General features: G+C 71.8%; 14 protein-coding genes and 1 pseudogene. 9 read left to right on the forward strand and 6 right to left on the reverse strand.

Annotation, left to right across the window (positions count from 1 at the left end; genetic code table 11):
• Positions 1 to 85: 85 nt before the first annotated feature.
• The gene (locus AQJ64_RS17875) at positions 86 to 709 is read left to right on the forward strand and encodes a DUF456 domain-containing protein (protein WP_059202762.1); all 624 of its coding nucleotides are present in this window, start codon (positions 86 to 88) and stop codon (positions 707 to 709) included.
• A 212-nt stretch (positions 710 to 921) separates the two neighbouring features.
• Complete coding sequence (locus AQJ64_RS17880) at positions 922 to 2,100, forward strand: metal-dependent hydrolase family protein (protein ID WP_240512737.1); 1,179 nt, start codon at positions 922 to 924, stop codon at positions 2,098 to 2,100.
• A gap of 507 nt (positions 2,101 to 2,607) precedes the next feature.
• Here the strand turns inward: AQJ64_RS17880 and AQJ64_RS17885 are convergent.
• Genes AQJ64_RS17885 through AQJ64_RS17900 form a run of 4 tightly spaced genes read right to left on the reverse strand, consistent with a single transcriptional unit; the run spans position 2,608 to position 4,901 of the window.
• Positions 2,608 to 2,988, reverse strand: coding sequence for a nuclear transport factor 2 family protein (locus AQJ64_RS17885; protein ID WP_055635744.1), 381 nt, complete (start codon positions 2,986 to 2,988; stop codon positions 2,608 to 2,610).
• 35 nt (positions 2,989 to 3,023) lie between these two features.
• Complete coding sequence (locus AQJ64_RS17890) at positions 3,024 to 3,434, reverse strand: nuclear transport factor 2 family protein (RefSeq protein ID WP_055635743.1); 411 nt, start codon at positions 3,432 to 3,434, stop codon at positions 3,024 to 3,026.
• 1 nt (position 3,435) lies between these two features.
• The gene (locus tag AQJ64_RS17895; RefSeq protein WP_055635742.1) at positions 3,436 to 4,245 is read right to left on the reverse strand and encodes an MBL fold metallo-hydrolase; all 810 of its coding nucleotides are present in this window, start codon (positions 4,243 to 4,245) and stop codon (positions 3,436 to 3,438) included.
• Between the two features lie 38 nt (positions 4,246 to 4,283).
• Positions 4,284 to 4,901, reverse strand: coding sequence for a DsbA family protein (locus AQJ64_RS17900; protein ID WP_055635741.1), 618 nt, complete (start codon positions 4,899 to 4,901; stop codon positions 4,284 to 4,286).
• A 550-nt stretch (positions 4,902 to 5,451) separates the two neighbouring features.
• Between AQJ64_RS17900 and AQJ64_RS48170 the strand changes: the two are divergent.
• A pseudogene (locus AQJ64_RS48170) lies at positions 5,452 to 5,607 on the forward strand (transposase); the annotation flags it as partial.
• A gap of 89 nt (positions 5,608 to 5,696) precedes the next feature.
• On the opposite strand, the gene AQJ64_RS17910 reads toward AQJ64_RS48170, so the two are convergent.
• A complete protein-coding gene (locus AQJ64_RS17910; protein ID WP_055635739.1) occupies positions 5,697 to 6,557 on the reverse strand; it encodes a UbiA family prenyltransferase in 861 nt (286 codons plus the stop codon).
• Positions 6,558 to 6,704: 147 nt separating this feature from the next.
• Here AQJ64_RS17910 and AQJ64_RS17915 point away from each other — a divergent pair, with 147 nt between their 5' ends.
• From AQJ64_RS17915 to AQJ64_RS17935, 5 genes are all read left to right on the forward strand, one after another.
• Positions 6,705 to 7,736, forward strand: a complete 1,032-nt coding sequence (locus AQJ64_RS17915) for a type III polyketide synthase (protein ID WP_055635738.1) — start codon at positions 6,705 to 6,707, stop codon at positions 7,734 to 7,736.
• An 8-nt stretch (positions 7,737 to 7,744) separates the two neighbouring features.
• Positions 7,745 to 8,260: an isoprenylcysteine carboxyl methyltransferase family protein gene (locus AQJ64_RS17920; RefSeq protein ID WP_055635737.1), complete on the forward strand. Its 516-nt coding sequence runs from the start codon at positions 7,745 to 7,747 to the stop codon at positions 8,258 to 8,260.
• Positions 8,257 to 9,288: an NAD(P)/FAD-dependent oxidoreductase gene (locus AQJ64_RS17925; RefSeq protein ID WP_055635736.1), complete on the forward strand. Its 1,032-nt coding sequence runs from the start codon at positions 8,257 to 8,259 to the stop codon at positions 9,286 to 9,288. The genes AQJ64_RS17920 and AQJ64_RS17925 overlap by 4 nt, the downstream gene beginning before the upstream one ends.
• Positions 9,289 to 9,480: 192 nt before the next feature.
• A complete protein-coding gene (locus tag AQJ64_RS17930) occupies positions 9,481 to 10,035 on the forward strand; it encodes a COG4315 family predicted lipoprotein (RefSeq protein WP_055635735.1) in 555 nt (184 codons plus the stop codon).
• A gap of 31 nt (positions 10,036 to 10,066) precedes the next feature.
• Positions 10,067 to 10,651 (forward strand): DUF6529 family protein, encoded by a 585-nt coding sequence (locus tag AQJ64_RS17935; RefSeq protein ID WP_055635734.1) that lies wholly within the window; start codon positions 10,067 to 10,069, stop codon positions 10,649 to 10,651.
• Positions 10,652 to 10,847: 196 nt separating this feature from the next.
• On the opposite strand, the gene AQJ64_RS17940 is transcribed toward AQJ64_RS17935, so the two are convergent.
• Positions 10,848 to 12,068 carry an acyl-CoA dehydrogenase family protein gene (locus AQJ64_RS17940; protein WP_055635733.1) on the reverse strand — a complete coding sequence of 407 codons (1,221 nt, stop codon included), beginning with the start codon at positions 12,066 to 12,068 and terminating at the stop codon, positions 10,848 to 10,850.
• A gap of 120 nt (positions 12,069 to 12,188) precedes the next feature.
• Here AQJ64_RS17940 and AQJ64_RS17945 point away from each other — a divergent pair, with 120 nt between their 5' ends.
• The gene (locus tag AQJ64_RS17945; protein WP_055635732.1) at positions 12,189 to 13,025 is read left to right on the forward strand and encodes an enoyl-CoA hydratase/isomerase family protein; all 837 of its coding nucleotides are present in this window, start codon (positions 12,189 to 12,191) and stop codon (positions 13,023 to 13,025) included.
• The last annotated feature ends 48 nt before the right edge of the window (positions 13,026 to 13,073 follow it).

Consider the following 13,073-nt stretch of genomic DNA (forward strand, 5'->3'; position numbering starts at 1 on the left):
CGGAAGTCCCACCCGAAGCGGGTGCCATGGCCCTCCCCTGCCAGACCTGGCCCCCTTTGCGGGTCCGCCGACCGAAGGAGAGTTCATGTCCGTGAACGAGAACGCCGTCACCCTGCGCTTCACCGATCGTGCGACCGCCTACCAGGCGCTCAGCGACCTGAAGTACCTCAGCCCCACCACGACGGAGGTCCGTGCCGCCGTACTGATCGAGCGCCTCGAGGACGGCGCGGTGCGTGTCCCGGAGGGATTGGACACCGAGGAGGGACGCAACACGGCGGTCGGCGGGCTGGTCGGCTCGCTGGTCGGCATCCTCGGCGGGCCCCTCGGCGTCCTGATGGGTGTGGGCGTCGGCGCGCTGATCGGCGGAGGCTACGACTACAAGCGGGCCGAGAAGGCCACCACCGCCGTCGGCGCCTTCGTCCAGCACGTCCCGCCCGGCGCCACGGCCCTCCTGGCCGAGGTCAGGGAGAGCGACACCCAGGCCCTGGACCTGCTGGCCATGCGCTACGACGCCGCCCTCGAGCGCCGCCCGACCGACTCCGTTCGAGTCGAGCTGAAGGCCATGGAGGAGGCCGCCGAGCGGATCCGCAAGGAAGAGGCGAAGGCCAGGCGCGCCCACAAGCGCGCCGAGATCGCGCAGAAGCTCGGCCGGCGCCCCGGCGGACGCAAGGAGGACGACGCGGCCCCGAAGGACACGCTCGCCGTGTGACCCGTGCGGGCGCCATGGACTCGGGGCACGGACCGCACCGCGGTGCGACTCCCCTGCGCCCCGCTGGTCGGGGCGGGCCGACACCCCCCGGCCCGCCCCGACCGCGTCACCCCACCGCTTCATCCGACACCGAGCACGGACCCCGCGCTCCCGGCCTTGCCGACCTGCCGACCTGCCGACCTGCCGACCTGCCGAAGGGAAAGACCCTCACCGTGAAACGCCGCTCAGCAGTCCGCGCCCACCGCCTCTTCGACGGACACACGATGCACGACGGCCCCGTCATGGTCCTCGTCGAGGACGGGGCGATCACCGGCGTCGACCATTCGGGTGCCGCCCCGCCCGACGGGGTGCCGCTGACCGATCTGGGCGACGTCACCCTGCTGCCCGGGCTGGTCGACGCCCACAGCCATCTGGCGTTCGACCCCGGCGGCCACGCCGAGAAGCAGATGCTCGGTGACGACGACGCGACGGTCCTGGCCCGCATGCGCCCCCATGCCGGGCAGGCCCTGCGCGCGGGTGTCACCACCATGCGTGACCTCGGTGACCGCGGGTATCTGGCGCTGCGCCTGCGGCAGGAGTACGAGGAGGGCCCGCACATCGTCGCCGCGGGACCGCCCATCACCCGCACCGGCGGGCACTGCTGGTATCTCGGCGGCGAGGCGGACGGCGCCGAGCAGGTCGCCCGCGCGGTGACGGAACGGGCCCAGCACGGAGTCGATCTCATCAAGGTGATGGCCACCGGCGGCATGACCACGGCCGGCTCGGACCCCGGCAGCGCGCAGTACACCCTGGCCGAACTGCGGGCCATCACCCGTACCGCGCACGAACTCGGGCTGCGCGTCACGGCGCACGCCCACGGTGCCGCCGGAATCGCCGACGCGGTCACGGCCGGCGTGGACGGGATCGAGCACTGCACCTTCATCACCCGCTCCGGGGTGCGCCCCGATCCGCGAACCATCGACGCCATGGCCGAGGCGGGCGTGTTCGTCGGCTGCACCGTCGTCGAAACGATGGACGGGATGCCCGCCGAGGTGCTGGCGGTCCTCGAACCGATGTGGGAGAACATGGCGGCCATGCACGCGCGAGGCGTGCGCGTCGTCTGCTGCACCGACGCCGGGGTCGGCCCGTTCAAGCCGCACGACGTCCTGCCCAGGGACCTCGTCTACTTCGCCTCGCGGGTCACCACCAACACCGCCGCGCTCGCCTCGGTGACCTCACTGGCGGCCGACTCCTGCGGCCTGGAGCACCGCAAGGGACGGCTCGCACCCGGATACGACGCCGACCTGCTGGCCGTCGGCGGCAATCCGGCGCACGACCTCACCGCGATACGGGACGTCCGGGCGGTGTACCGGGCGGGCCGTCGAGTGGACCGGTCGCAACCGGCCACCTGAACCAGACGGCTGGACAGCCCGGGGCGCAGGACGCGCCGGAGGACCGCCACTCCGCACAGACCGACCTGCGCATCCCGCACGGCTCTCCCTGTCGGCGTGCGCATGCGTCCCGGGGGGGGAGCCTTTCTGACGGGAACAGCAAGGGTCGGTGCGACGGCGCCCGAGTGGTGGGGCACGCCGGCACCAAGAAGCGCGGCACAGGACGGCCGCGAGCTGGTCGGATGAGCTGGAGGGGGTGCGGATGAGGTGCGCGGCCCGAGCGGCCCGCTCCTCCGGACGGCCTCAGGCCCGGCCGGGTCCGCGGTGGCCACGACGGTGAGCGGAAGGCCGGCTGAAGCATCCTTGTACCAGGGCGAAGTGGCGTTCGCCCGGAGCATCCTCAACTCAAGTGCGTGCCGTGTGCCGCGACATGTGCCGCGACACACGGCGGGGCGGTGCGGAAGAAGGTGGCGGCGGGTCGCACGGCTCGTGATGCGGGCCGGTCCCGGGCCGCCGCGGTCGCGGAAATCAGAACATGGTGTTGTCGTTGGCGCTCTTCTCGGGGACCTCCTGGATCACGTCCCAGTGTTCGACGATCTTTCCGTCGGCGAGGCGCCAGAAGTCCGCGACGGCCATGCCCCGGTCGCCGGGCTTGAGGTGCAGGTTGCTGTGGGTGACCACGAGGTCCCCTTCGGCGACGGCGCGCTTGATGTCCAGGCGCAGCTCGGGGAACTGCCCGCGCAGCCAGTGGACGTACCCGACGAACGCCTGCGGACTGTCCTGCGCCTCCGGGTTGTGCTGGGTGTAGGTCTCTCCGAGATGCGCGGCGGCGGCCTCTTCCGGCTGGTGGTCGTTGAACGCCTGCTCGTAGAAAGCGATGACGAGCGCCTTGTTGTCGGCAGCGGGCACGAGCCTCTCCTGTCTTCGGGTGCTGGGCGGTGCGTCTATGCGGTCATGGCGTCGCGTACGAGCGCGGTGTCGACGAACTGCTCGAAGCGGACGATGAGTCCACCCCGTACGACGAAGTGGTGGGCGACGCGCACGTCGATCGGCTTGCCGGTGGCCTTGTTGACGGCGGTGTAGCGGGCGAGGACGACGACGTTCTCGCCGTCGACGACATAGGTGTCGTCGTGGGCGGCCCAGCCGTCCCAGTCCTGACCGAGCTTCTCCATCACGCTGGAGGTCACGCCGTCGGGGGTGCGGTAGGTGCCGGCGAGAGGGAAGCCGGCCATTTCCGTCCACTCCACGTCGGGAGCGAGAGTGGCCCGAAGGGCCTCCAGGTCACCTGCCGCGGAGGCGAGGTACTGACGGCGTACGACGTCCGCGGGGGCAGTGGAGGTGGCGAACTCGCTCATGTCAGCCCCACTTCATTTCGCCCTTGGCGACCTTCGCGCCGATCTGGGCGGCGATCAGCATGCCGTTGTCGGGGTAGCGCTGGACGAGTGCCTCGGTGAGCGCGGCACCGTCGGCCGCCTTGTCCAGTTCCTCCTCGAAGGCGACGAGATAGTCGCGGGTGGCGGAGATGGCGGTCGCGTCGGCCGCGGTGCCGGGCAGACGGTGGCCGGGGACGGCCAGCTCCGGCTGGAGGGCGGCCATCTCGTCCAGCAGGTCGATCCAGGCGGCGCGGTCGCCGGGGGTGGGGGTGTCGGCGACCCACACGTGCTCCTGCTGGAAGAGCAGGACGCCGCCGAGCAGGGCGCGGTGCTCGGCCTGCCACAGGTAGTGGCGGTCGGGCAGCGCGGCCGGGCCGCCCCTGAGCTCGAAGCGGTGGCCCTCCAGGGTCAGGTCGTCGCCGGTCAGCGGGGTGAGGTCGACCAGGCGGGTGGGGAGGTTCGGGCCGAGCGCGGCCCAGGCCTTGAGCTTGCCCTCGTAGGAGTGCTGGATGTGCTCGATGACGAGCGGGGTGGCGACGAAGGTCGCGTCCGGGAAGGCGTCGGCGATCACCTCGGCACCGAAGTAGAAGTCGGGGTCGGCGTGGCTGACGAAGACGGTGGTCAGCGTCTTGCCCGAGTCGAGGATCTCGGCGGCCAGGCGGTGCCCGTCGGCGCGGGTGAAGGCGGCGTCCACCAGCAGCGCCTCATGCTCACCCGTGACGAGGGTGGCGGTCTTGTTCTTGCTGCCGGCCGGGAAGTCCAGGTCGAGGACCTTGAAGGAGAGGGTGCTCATACGGGGCTCCTGTGCGAGTGGGGTGGGGAGGAAGAGGTTCAGGGCGTGGGAAGGGCTGCGAGCCGCCGGTCGATCTCGTCCGCTGTGGCATGGCCGTGGGCCAGCGGGGTGACGAAGTCCCCGTCGACGGCGAGCAGGGTGGGGAAGCCGGTGACGCCCAGCTCAGCCGCGCGGTGGAAGTCGTCCGCCGCCGCATACGGCGCCTCCGGGCCTTCGAAAGCGGCGACGACCGCGTCGGCGTCGAGCCCGGTCGCCTCGGCGACCTTCCGGTACGTGGCCGCCTCCGACAGGCTGCGTCCGCCGACGTAGAAGGCGTGCTGGAGGGCCGCGGCGAGCTCCGTCGCACGGTCGGGGGCGGCCTGGCGCAGGGCCGCGACGCCACGGGCGGCGGCCTCGGAGTCCATCACGAACGAGCCGTCGGCGATCAGCTTCTCGTACGCCTCACCGAACTCGGCGCCGGTCAGTTCGGCGATCTTGGCGTTCGCGCCCTGAACGTGGCCGAACTGGCGGATCGGCACCCGGCGCGACCCGGTGAACAGTCCGCCGGAGACCACCTCGACCGGCAACCCCGGGTGGCGGGCGACGACCTCGTGCAGGGTCGCGGAGAACCCGTGCGACCAGCCGCAGTAGGCGTCGAAGACATAGATGAGCTTCATCGAAGACCTCGGCAGGGTGTGATGCCCGCCTGATGCGAGCGATTCACCTGACCAAACAGTACCTGACTCATCAGATATTTCTCTGCTCGTGTGACGTGGGCCATACCGGGGTGGCTCACGTCATTACATCAGCGCCGCCGCCGGGCCGCAGCTCAGGGCAGCCGGGGCAGCGCGTCCGGGCCGAATGGCTGAGGATGCGGAGAGCCTCCGCGAACCGCGCCGGGGCTGGGCCGTACGCAAGGCCGCCACACCCGCCCAGATCGACCTCGCCTGGCTGCCGGCCCAGAAGCCGTGAATAGTGCCGATTCCCAGCACCACCAGGCCGTCCCGCCTCCTGGAGAACATCAGCCCGCGGAGGCAGTCACGTTCAGCCGCGACGAACTCGAGGAACTGAACGCCGCCCCGCTGACCGACGCACGGTCCCGGCATGCCCCGCCCCCGGCCGAACTCCCATACCCCGAAGGGATGTTGCGGCCGTGGACGGAGTGCATGCTCCCTGAACAACGGAGAGGCTGCTGACTACGCAGGCCTGCGACCTCCGGTGGCCGAGATGGTCGCCGACATACTCGGAGAGCAGTTCCCTCAGGTCAGGACGATGCCGCTGGTCGCGGCGACGGACATCACCGCGTTCGCCGGTTTCCCGCCGACGCACTGGAAGAAGATCTGGTCGACCCACCCGCTGGAGCGGCTGAACCGGGAAACAAAGGGCGGGCCGACGCCGTGGGCGACGGCGCGCCCCCGCATGCCGTCCTTCCGGGCAGCGGGTACCCGGCGGTGGGTCCCGCTGCCGAGGGTTCAGGCGATGTCCGAGCCCCGCAGCACCAGCTGCGCCACGGCGATGCCCGCCACCACGATCGCCGCCCGAAACGGCCACCGGCTCCGCACGCCCGAGGGCACGGCCGTGCCCGCGATGGCGACGGCCCCGGCCAGCGCCGCCAGTGCCTCACTCAACCCGCCCACTGCTCCGGGTGGGCCCGCGATGAGCACCCCTACGGCTGTCAGCATCACGCATGGTGCCAGCCACCGGCAGGTTTCGCGGCCCAGCCTTTGCGGCAGACCGCGCACACCGGTCCCGAGATCGTCCTCGATGTCCGGAAGTGCGTTGACCAGGTGCGCCCCAACACCCAGCAGCGCCCCGGCCGCCACCGCCCACCAGGCGGGCCAGGACGGCGACGGCAGGCCGAGGGTGACGAAGGCCGGCAGTGATCCGAAGGCCACGGCGTAGGGCAGCGGTGAGAACACCGTGTGCTTGAGTACCAGGTTGTAGGCCCAGCCCATGGCCACCATGCCCAGATGCGCCACTCCGGCGGCGACACCACTGAGCAGCGACAGCGGCACACAGAGCCCCAGAGCGGTTCCGGCCGCCGTGGCCGCCGCCCGGGGCGGGAGTTCGCCGGTGGCGACCGGTTTGTCGCAGCGCCCGCTGATCGTGTCGCGCCGGGCGTCGACCGCGTCGTTGCACCAGCCGACCGAGAGCTGGCCGGCCAGCACGGCCGCGGCCACCGCTGCGGACCCCGCCGCCCCGCGGCCCGCTGCCACTGCGAGCGCGGTGATGAGCACCGTCACCGCGACCGCCGGCTCCGGATGGCAGGAGCGCAACAGCGCCGGGACGCGGCGTGTCGTGGACGGAAGGGCACGGGGTGCGTGTAGAGACACACAGAGAAGTTACGGGAGAACGCGGCAAAGGGAGACCTTACCGGCATGCGTGTCACTGCAATCGTCGACGATGCCCTTCCCGAGTCCGCGCCGTCCCGGACACTGCCACGTGGCCCGGCGACTGCGGTCAGAGCGATCCGCACCGCGATGCCGCCGTACCGGTATGCCCAGGAAGAGCTCACCGAGGCGATCGGTGACCTGTGTCTGCCCGCCGGAGCCGACCGCACCCTGCTGCGCCGCCTGCACGCATCCGCCGGTGTGCGCGCACGCCATCTCGCCCTGCCGATCGAGCGGTACGCCGACCTCGGCGACTTCGGGCAGAGCAACGACGCGTGGTTGGCCGTCGGGCTTGAACTGGGCGAGGAAGCCCTCGTCGGCGCGCTGCAGGAGGCTGGGCTCGGACCGGCCGACGTGGATCTGCTGGTGTGCACCTCCATCACCGGCATCGCCGCTCCGTCGCTCGACGCACGGCTCGCCGGGCGCCTGGGACTGCGGCCCGACGTCAAGCGGCTCCCGGTGTTCGGCCTGGGGTGCGTGGCGGGCGCGGCAGGGCTCGCCCGGCTCCACGACTACCTGCGAGGGCACCCGGCCGACACCGCCGTACTCCTCAGCATCGAACTGTGCTCGCTGACCCTTCAGCGACGCGACGACTCCCGCGCCAACCTCGTCGCCGGCGCCCTGTTCGGTGATGGCGCGGCGGCGCTCGTGGCACGCGGCAGTGCCGGCGCCGGGCCGGAGGCGGCGGGACCCTTCGTGGTCGCCACACGCAGCCGCCTGTATCCGGACACCGAACAGCTCCTGGGGTGGGACATCGGCCCCACCGGGTTCCGCGTCGTGATCGACGCCGGTGTTCCGGACATCGTGCGGGATCACTTCGGTCGGCACCTGCGTGCGTTCCTGGCCGACCACGGCCTCACCACGGACGACATCGGCAGCTGGGTGTGCCACCCGGGCGGCCCCAAGGTGCTCTCCACCATGACCGACACCCTCGGCCTGCCCGACGACGCCCTGCAAACCGCCTGGCACTCGCTCGCAACGGTGGGAAACATGTCGTCCGCCTCCGTGCTTCACATCCTCCAGAAAACCTGGGAATTCAACCGACCCGAGCCAGGCACGTGGGGGGTGCTCCTGGCGATGGGCCCGGGGTTCTGTTCCGAAGTCGTCCTGCTGCGCTGGTGAGTGCTCTCATGCCCTGGTACACGCTTCTCGTCCTTGCCGTCGCGGCCGAACGCATCGCCGAGCTCGTCGTCGCCCGACGCAACGCCACCTGGACCTTCTCCCACGCCGGTGTGGAGCACGGCCGCGGTCATTACCCGGTCATGGTCGTGCTGCACACGGTGCTGCTCGCCGGCTGCCTCGCCGAATCCGTACTCGCCCACCGGCCGTTCCTGCCCGCTCTCGGCTGGCCGATGCTGGTTCTTGTCATCGCGGCGCAGGCACTGCGCTGGTGGTGCATCATCACTCTGGGGCCGTACTGGAACACACGGGTCATCGTCGTCCCCGGGGCACGCCTGGTCAGCGCCGGACCCTACCGGTTCCTGCGTCATCCCAACTACGTCGCTGTCGTCGTGGAGATCGCCGCCCTGCCGCTGGTCCACTCCGCGTGGCTGACCGCCACGGCGTTCACCGCGGCCAATGCACTGCTGCTCACCGTCCGCATCCGTTGCGAGAACACGGCCCTCGCCTCGGCGGCGCCCGCGTGAGCGGCGGCCACGACGTGGTGATCGTCGGAGGCGGTCCCGCCGGTCTCGCGACCGCACTGCACGCCGTGCGCGCAGGTCTCGACACTGTTGTGGCGGAGCCACGTCGGGCACCGGTCGACAAGGCGTGCGGCGAGGGCCTGATGCCCGGCGCCGTCCGGGCCCTCGTCGCGCTCGGCCTGGAGGTCCCCGGTCACCCGGTCACCGGTATCCGCTACATCCAGGGGGCCCGCCGGGTGCAGGCCGCGTTCCGCCATGGCACCGGCCTCGGCGCGCGCCGCACCGACCTGCACCGTGTCCTGCACCAAGCCGTCGTGGACGAGGGAGTGCCCGTACTGCCCCTGCGAGTGAGGGAAGTACGGCAGGACGCGACGGGCGTGACCGTACCCGGTACGGGCCTGCGCGCACGGTGGCTGGTCGCCGCGGACGGTCTGCACTCACCGCTGCGCCGTTCGCTCGGCCTGGAGGTGAAGACCACTGCGGCGCCCAGGTACGGCCTGCGCCGTCACTACGCGGTCCCTCCCTGGTCGTCCTACGTCGAGGTGCACTGGGGGCCCTACGGAGAGGCGTACGTGACTCCGCTCGGCCCCGCACTCGTCGGGGTCGCCATGCTGACCGCCCGGCGAGCGTCCTTCGGCACCCACCTCGAGAGCTTCCCCGAACTGGCAGCCCGCCTCCCCGCGGAGAGGGCCGTCACCGCGGTACGCGGCGCAGGACCGCTGCGCCAACGGGCACGCACCCGCACACACGGGCGGGTGCTGCTCGTCGGCGACGCCGCTGGATACACCGACGCGCTGACCGGTGAGGGCGTCTCTCTCGCCCTGACCGGTGCCGAGGTCCTGGTCGCCAACGTGCGCCGCGGCACTCCCGGCCGTTACGAGACCGACTGGTGCCGCGCGACCCGCCGCCACCGGCTCCTGACCGACCTCTTGGTGCGCGCCCGCCAGCAACCGGCCCTGGCCTCGCGCATCATGCCCACAGCCGCACGCCTGCCCCGCCTCTTTGCGGCAGCGGTGAACGCACTGGCATGACCCGATGCATGCGGCCGGACGGCACTTCCACGCCGCTGGCCGCGATGGCCCTGCCTGTCCGACGTGCCCGCCGCGCAACGAGTCCATCTCAGTGAAGCTCGGTGCGGTGGGGCCGGGAGCGCGCGAGAACGTGGGGAGGTATGCGTTCATCGGCCCTTCGGACTTCGGGCCCTTACCAGTAGTGGAGCTGGGATGAGACGTATCCGCCTGGCCCTGGTGTGGACGGCCGTACTTGTGCCGATCGCTGCCGCGAGCGGTTGTTCCAGTGGTGACGGTGGTTCCTCGTCCTCGTCACCAGCGACGCCGTCGAGCACAGCCACGAGCGGCGTCGGCCAGAACACGAACCCGTACGCACCGGCGAGCAGTGTGTCGGCCGGCGCGCGGGCCATGGTGAAAACCGCCTCGGCCGGCAACCTCGGCACGATCCTGGTCGACGGGAAGGGTCGCACCCTGTACCTGTTCGAGGCGGACACGTCGACAGTCTCGACCTGTAACGGGGCCTGCGCCACGGCGTGGCCGCCGCTGCTCACCTCGGGGACGCCGTCGACCGGCGGCTCGGCGCAGTCCGACCTGGTGGGCACGTCGAAGCGATCCGACGGCACGACGCAGGTCACCTACCACGGTCACCCGGTCTATGGGTATGCGGGGGATTCCCAGCCGGGCGACACGAACGGCCAGGCGCTCAACCAGTTCGGTGCCGAGTGGTACGTCCTCGACGCCGGCGGCAACAAGGTCGACAAGAGCTGAACGGGCGACGACCACAGATGAGTCAGCCGACATGACGGCCAGGACCGGTCACCGAGGCCCCCGGCGGCGCTCTCCCGCGCGGGCCGCCGCCATCACACTGGGCGCTGCCGTGCCGGTGGCGGTGGCGGTGGCCATCTGGGTGACCGGCCGGCACCACAGTCCGCAGTACACGACCAGCCTGTTCGGCGCGCAGGGCGCCGCGGCGGTCACCCTCAAAGCCCGCCTGGGCAGTGCCCTGTTCGGCCTCGCGCTCGTCCAACTGCTGCTGGCCCTGTGGATGTACGAACGACTTCCCGGACTCAGAGCGGCGCCCCGCCGCGTCCGCACCTCCCACCGCGCGGTGGGATGGGCCGCCTTCCTGCTGTCGGTGCCCATCGCCTACCACTGCGTCCGTACCTATGGTGTGGAAACCACGAGCACCCGGGTCTTCCTGCACTCAGTCGCGGGCTGCGCGCTGTACGGAGCCTTCGTCGCCAAGGTATTGGTGGTCCACAGCCGGCGCCTGCCCGGCTGGCTGCTCCCGGCGGCCGGAAGCGCCCTGTTCGGCGCGATCGGGCTGCTGTGGTACTCCGCCGCGCTGTGGGCCCTCAACGGCTTCGCCGCTCCCGGTCTGTAGCAACAGAGCGCCCGCAGGGACAGGAAGTCCGCACAGGCAGCCGTTCCACCCCTGTCCTCATCCGTGTCCGATGGCTCCGAGCGGATCGCCCCGGTCGACTGCGTTGGCCGAGGGGGAGCCAGGGCTGCTGGCGGGCCCTCGTGCGGCCGGACGGCCTGCTCGTCGCCAACGCGCGGTTCGAGTCATGTCGACGCCGTCATCGGCCGCCGGCGGCTCCCGTGCGCGGCTGTCGGTACGGCCGCACCGCGCGGCGCGCGATGGCGAAGCGGTGCGTCTCCGACGGGCCGTCGTAGATCCGGAACGGCCGTACCTCTCGGAACAGACGGGCCAGCGGGGCGTCGGCGGCCGAGATGCCGAGGGCTCCGCAGATCTGCACCGCCCGGTCGACCACGCGGTTCACCGCCTCCGCCACGAAGGTCTTGGACACCGAGGTGAGCTGCGAGGCGGCGGCGGAGCCGGTGTCCAACTCCCAGGCGGTACGCAGGATCAGGGCACGGCTCGCCTCGATGTCGATCTCGGAGTCGGCCAGCATCTGCTGGACCATGCCGAGGTCTCCCAGCGCCGAGCCGAACGCCATCCGGCTCCCCGCCCGTTCCAGCGCGACGTCCTGGGCCCGGCGGGCCGCTCCGAGCCAGCGCATGCAGTGGGTCGTCCGGGCGGGACCGAGCCGGACCTGGGCGCCTTCGAAGCCGCGGTCCACCGCCCCGAGGACCTGCTCGTCCCCCACCACGCACTCGTCGAAGACGATCTCGCTGTGCCCGGCGAAGAGCGACTCGTCCAGGGTCTCGATCGTCCGGACGAGGCGCATGCCGGGAGTCCCGGCGTCGACCAGGAACATGGTGGCGCCGCCCGGGTCACCCGGGCTGCCGGAGGTGCGGGCCATGACGATGGCGAAGCCGGCTCCGTCCGCCCCGGTGATGAACCACTTGTGCCCGTCGATGCGCCAGCCGCCGGGAACACGGGTCGCGGTGGTCCGCAGGGAGCGGGGGTCGGCGCCCGCTCCCGGAGCGGGTTCGGTCATGGCGAAGCAGGACCGTGTCTCGCCTGCCGAGAGCGGACGCAGGTACCTCTGCTTCTGCTCTTCGGTGGCCACCTTCTCCAGCAGGTGCATGTTGCCCTCGTCGGGGGCCGCGCAGTTCAGCGCCAGCGGTCCGAGCAGCGAGTAGCCCGCCGCTTCGAACACCACCGCCTGCCCACGCAGATCGAGCCCGTGTCCGCCCCACCGCGTCGGTACGTGCGGGGCGAACACCCCCGCCTCGCGCGCGGCTTTCTGCAGGGTTTCCCGTAGGGCGTCGGGGGCGTCGTGCACCGACCCGCCGCACTCGCGCTCGGCCGGAATGACCACCGTGCGCACGAACTCGGCCGTGGACGCGGCGAGTTGAGCGACAGTCGGATCGACATCGAACTGGATGGGCACGGGACCTCCCGCCGACGGGCGTACGGGCATCGGCTCCCGTCGCGTCCTAGAAACTGTATAGCGTCTTCAGTATCTTGCCGGGAAGCACCCGGCGACGGGCAGACGACAGGAGAAATGTCCATGAGCCTTCCCGTGAGCACCGAGCCGGTCCGGATCGTCCGCCACCCCGACGGATTCGTCGAGCTGAGGCTGGACGATCCCGGGCGGGGAAACGCCCTGGACCTGAGGACGGCCGAGGCGCTGCGGGACGGGGCCCGCGAGGTGGCCGCGGGGCCCGGCGGCGCGGTGCTGCTGCGGGCGGCGGGCGGCAGCTTCTGCGTGGGGGGTGACCTGCGCGCATTCGCCTGCCGCGGCAGGGAGACCGGCGCCTACGTACACGCCGTGGCGAGCGCCGCGCACGCCGCGATACTGGCCCTGCACGAGCTGCCGGTGCCGTTGGTGACCGCCGTGCGCGGCGCGGCCGCGGGCGGCGGAATCGGCCTCGCCCTCGTGGGCGACCTCGTCCTGGCGGCCCAGTCCGCGCGGTTCCGGCTGGCGTACACGGCGATCGGGCTCACGCCGGACTGCGGAGCCTCGTGGTTCCTGCCCCGCCTGGTGGGCCCCCGCAGGGCGGCGGACCTGATCCTGACCAATCGGGTCCTGACCGGCGACGACGCCGAACGGTGGGGTCTGGTCTCCCGGTCCGTGGACGACGAGGAACTGGACGAGGAGGCACACCGGACCGCGGCCGATCTGGCCGCCGGCGCCGGGGACGCCCTGCGCGCCGCGAAGGGTCTGCTGCGCGCCGGCGCCGGTGACGGGCTGCGCCGCCACCTCGCCGCAGAGGCGCGGTCGATCGCCGCCCTGGCGGACGGCCCGGAGGCACAGGAGCGCATGGCGTCGTTCCTCGCCGCGCGGGGTCGCCCGAAGGCGGGCGACGGCCGGGCCGAGGCCAGGGCATCGGAAAGTGTTTCTTGAGTTCCTCTTCACTAACCTGTCCGCCGGGGCGTAACCTCCGGGCAACAC

The sequence above is a fragment of the Streptomyces griseoruber genome (assembly GCF_001514205.1).
Taxonomy (GTDB): domain Bacteria; phylum Actinomycetota; class Actinomycetes; order Streptomycetales; family Streptomycetaceae; genus Streptomyces; species Streptomyces griseoruber.

Coding starts and splice junctions, on each gene's coding strand:
- AQJ64_RS17875 (WP_059202762.1), top strand. CDS start 86: ATGTCCGTGAACGAGAACGCCGTCACCCTGCGCTTCACCGATCGTGCG.
- AQJ64_RS17920 (WP_055635737.1), top strand. CDS start 7,745: ATGCCCTGGTACACGCTTCTCGTCCTTGCCGTCGCGGCCGAACGCATC.
- AQJ64_RS17930 (WP_055635735.1), top strand. CDS start 9,481: ATGAGACGTATCCGCCTGGCCCTGGTGTGGACGGCCGTACTTGTGCCG.
- AQJ64_RS17890 (WP_055635743.1), bottom strand. CDS start 3,434: ATGAGCGAGTTCGCCACCTCCACTGCCCCCGCGGACGTCGTACGCCGT.
- AQJ64_RS17945 (WP_055635732.1), top strand. CDS start 12,189: ATGAGCCTTCCCGTGAGCACCGAGCCGGTCCGGATCGTCCGCCACCCC.
- AQJ64_RS17900 (WP_055635741.1), bottom strand. CDS start 4,901: ATGAAGCTCATCTATGTCTTCGACGCCTACTGCGGCTGGTCGCACGGG.
- AQJ64_RS17915 (WP_055635738.1), top strand. CDS start 6,705: ATGCCGCCGTACCGGTATGCCCAGGAAGAGCTCACCGAGGCGATCGGT.
- AQJ64_RS17935 (WP_055635734.1), top strand. CDS start 10,067: ATGACGGCCAGGACCGGTCACCGAGGCCCCCGGCGGCGCTCTCCCGCG.
- AQJ64_RS17895 (WP_055635742.1), bottom strand. CDS start 4,245: ATGAGCACCCTCTCCTTCAAGGTCCTCGACCTGGACTTCCCGGCCGGC.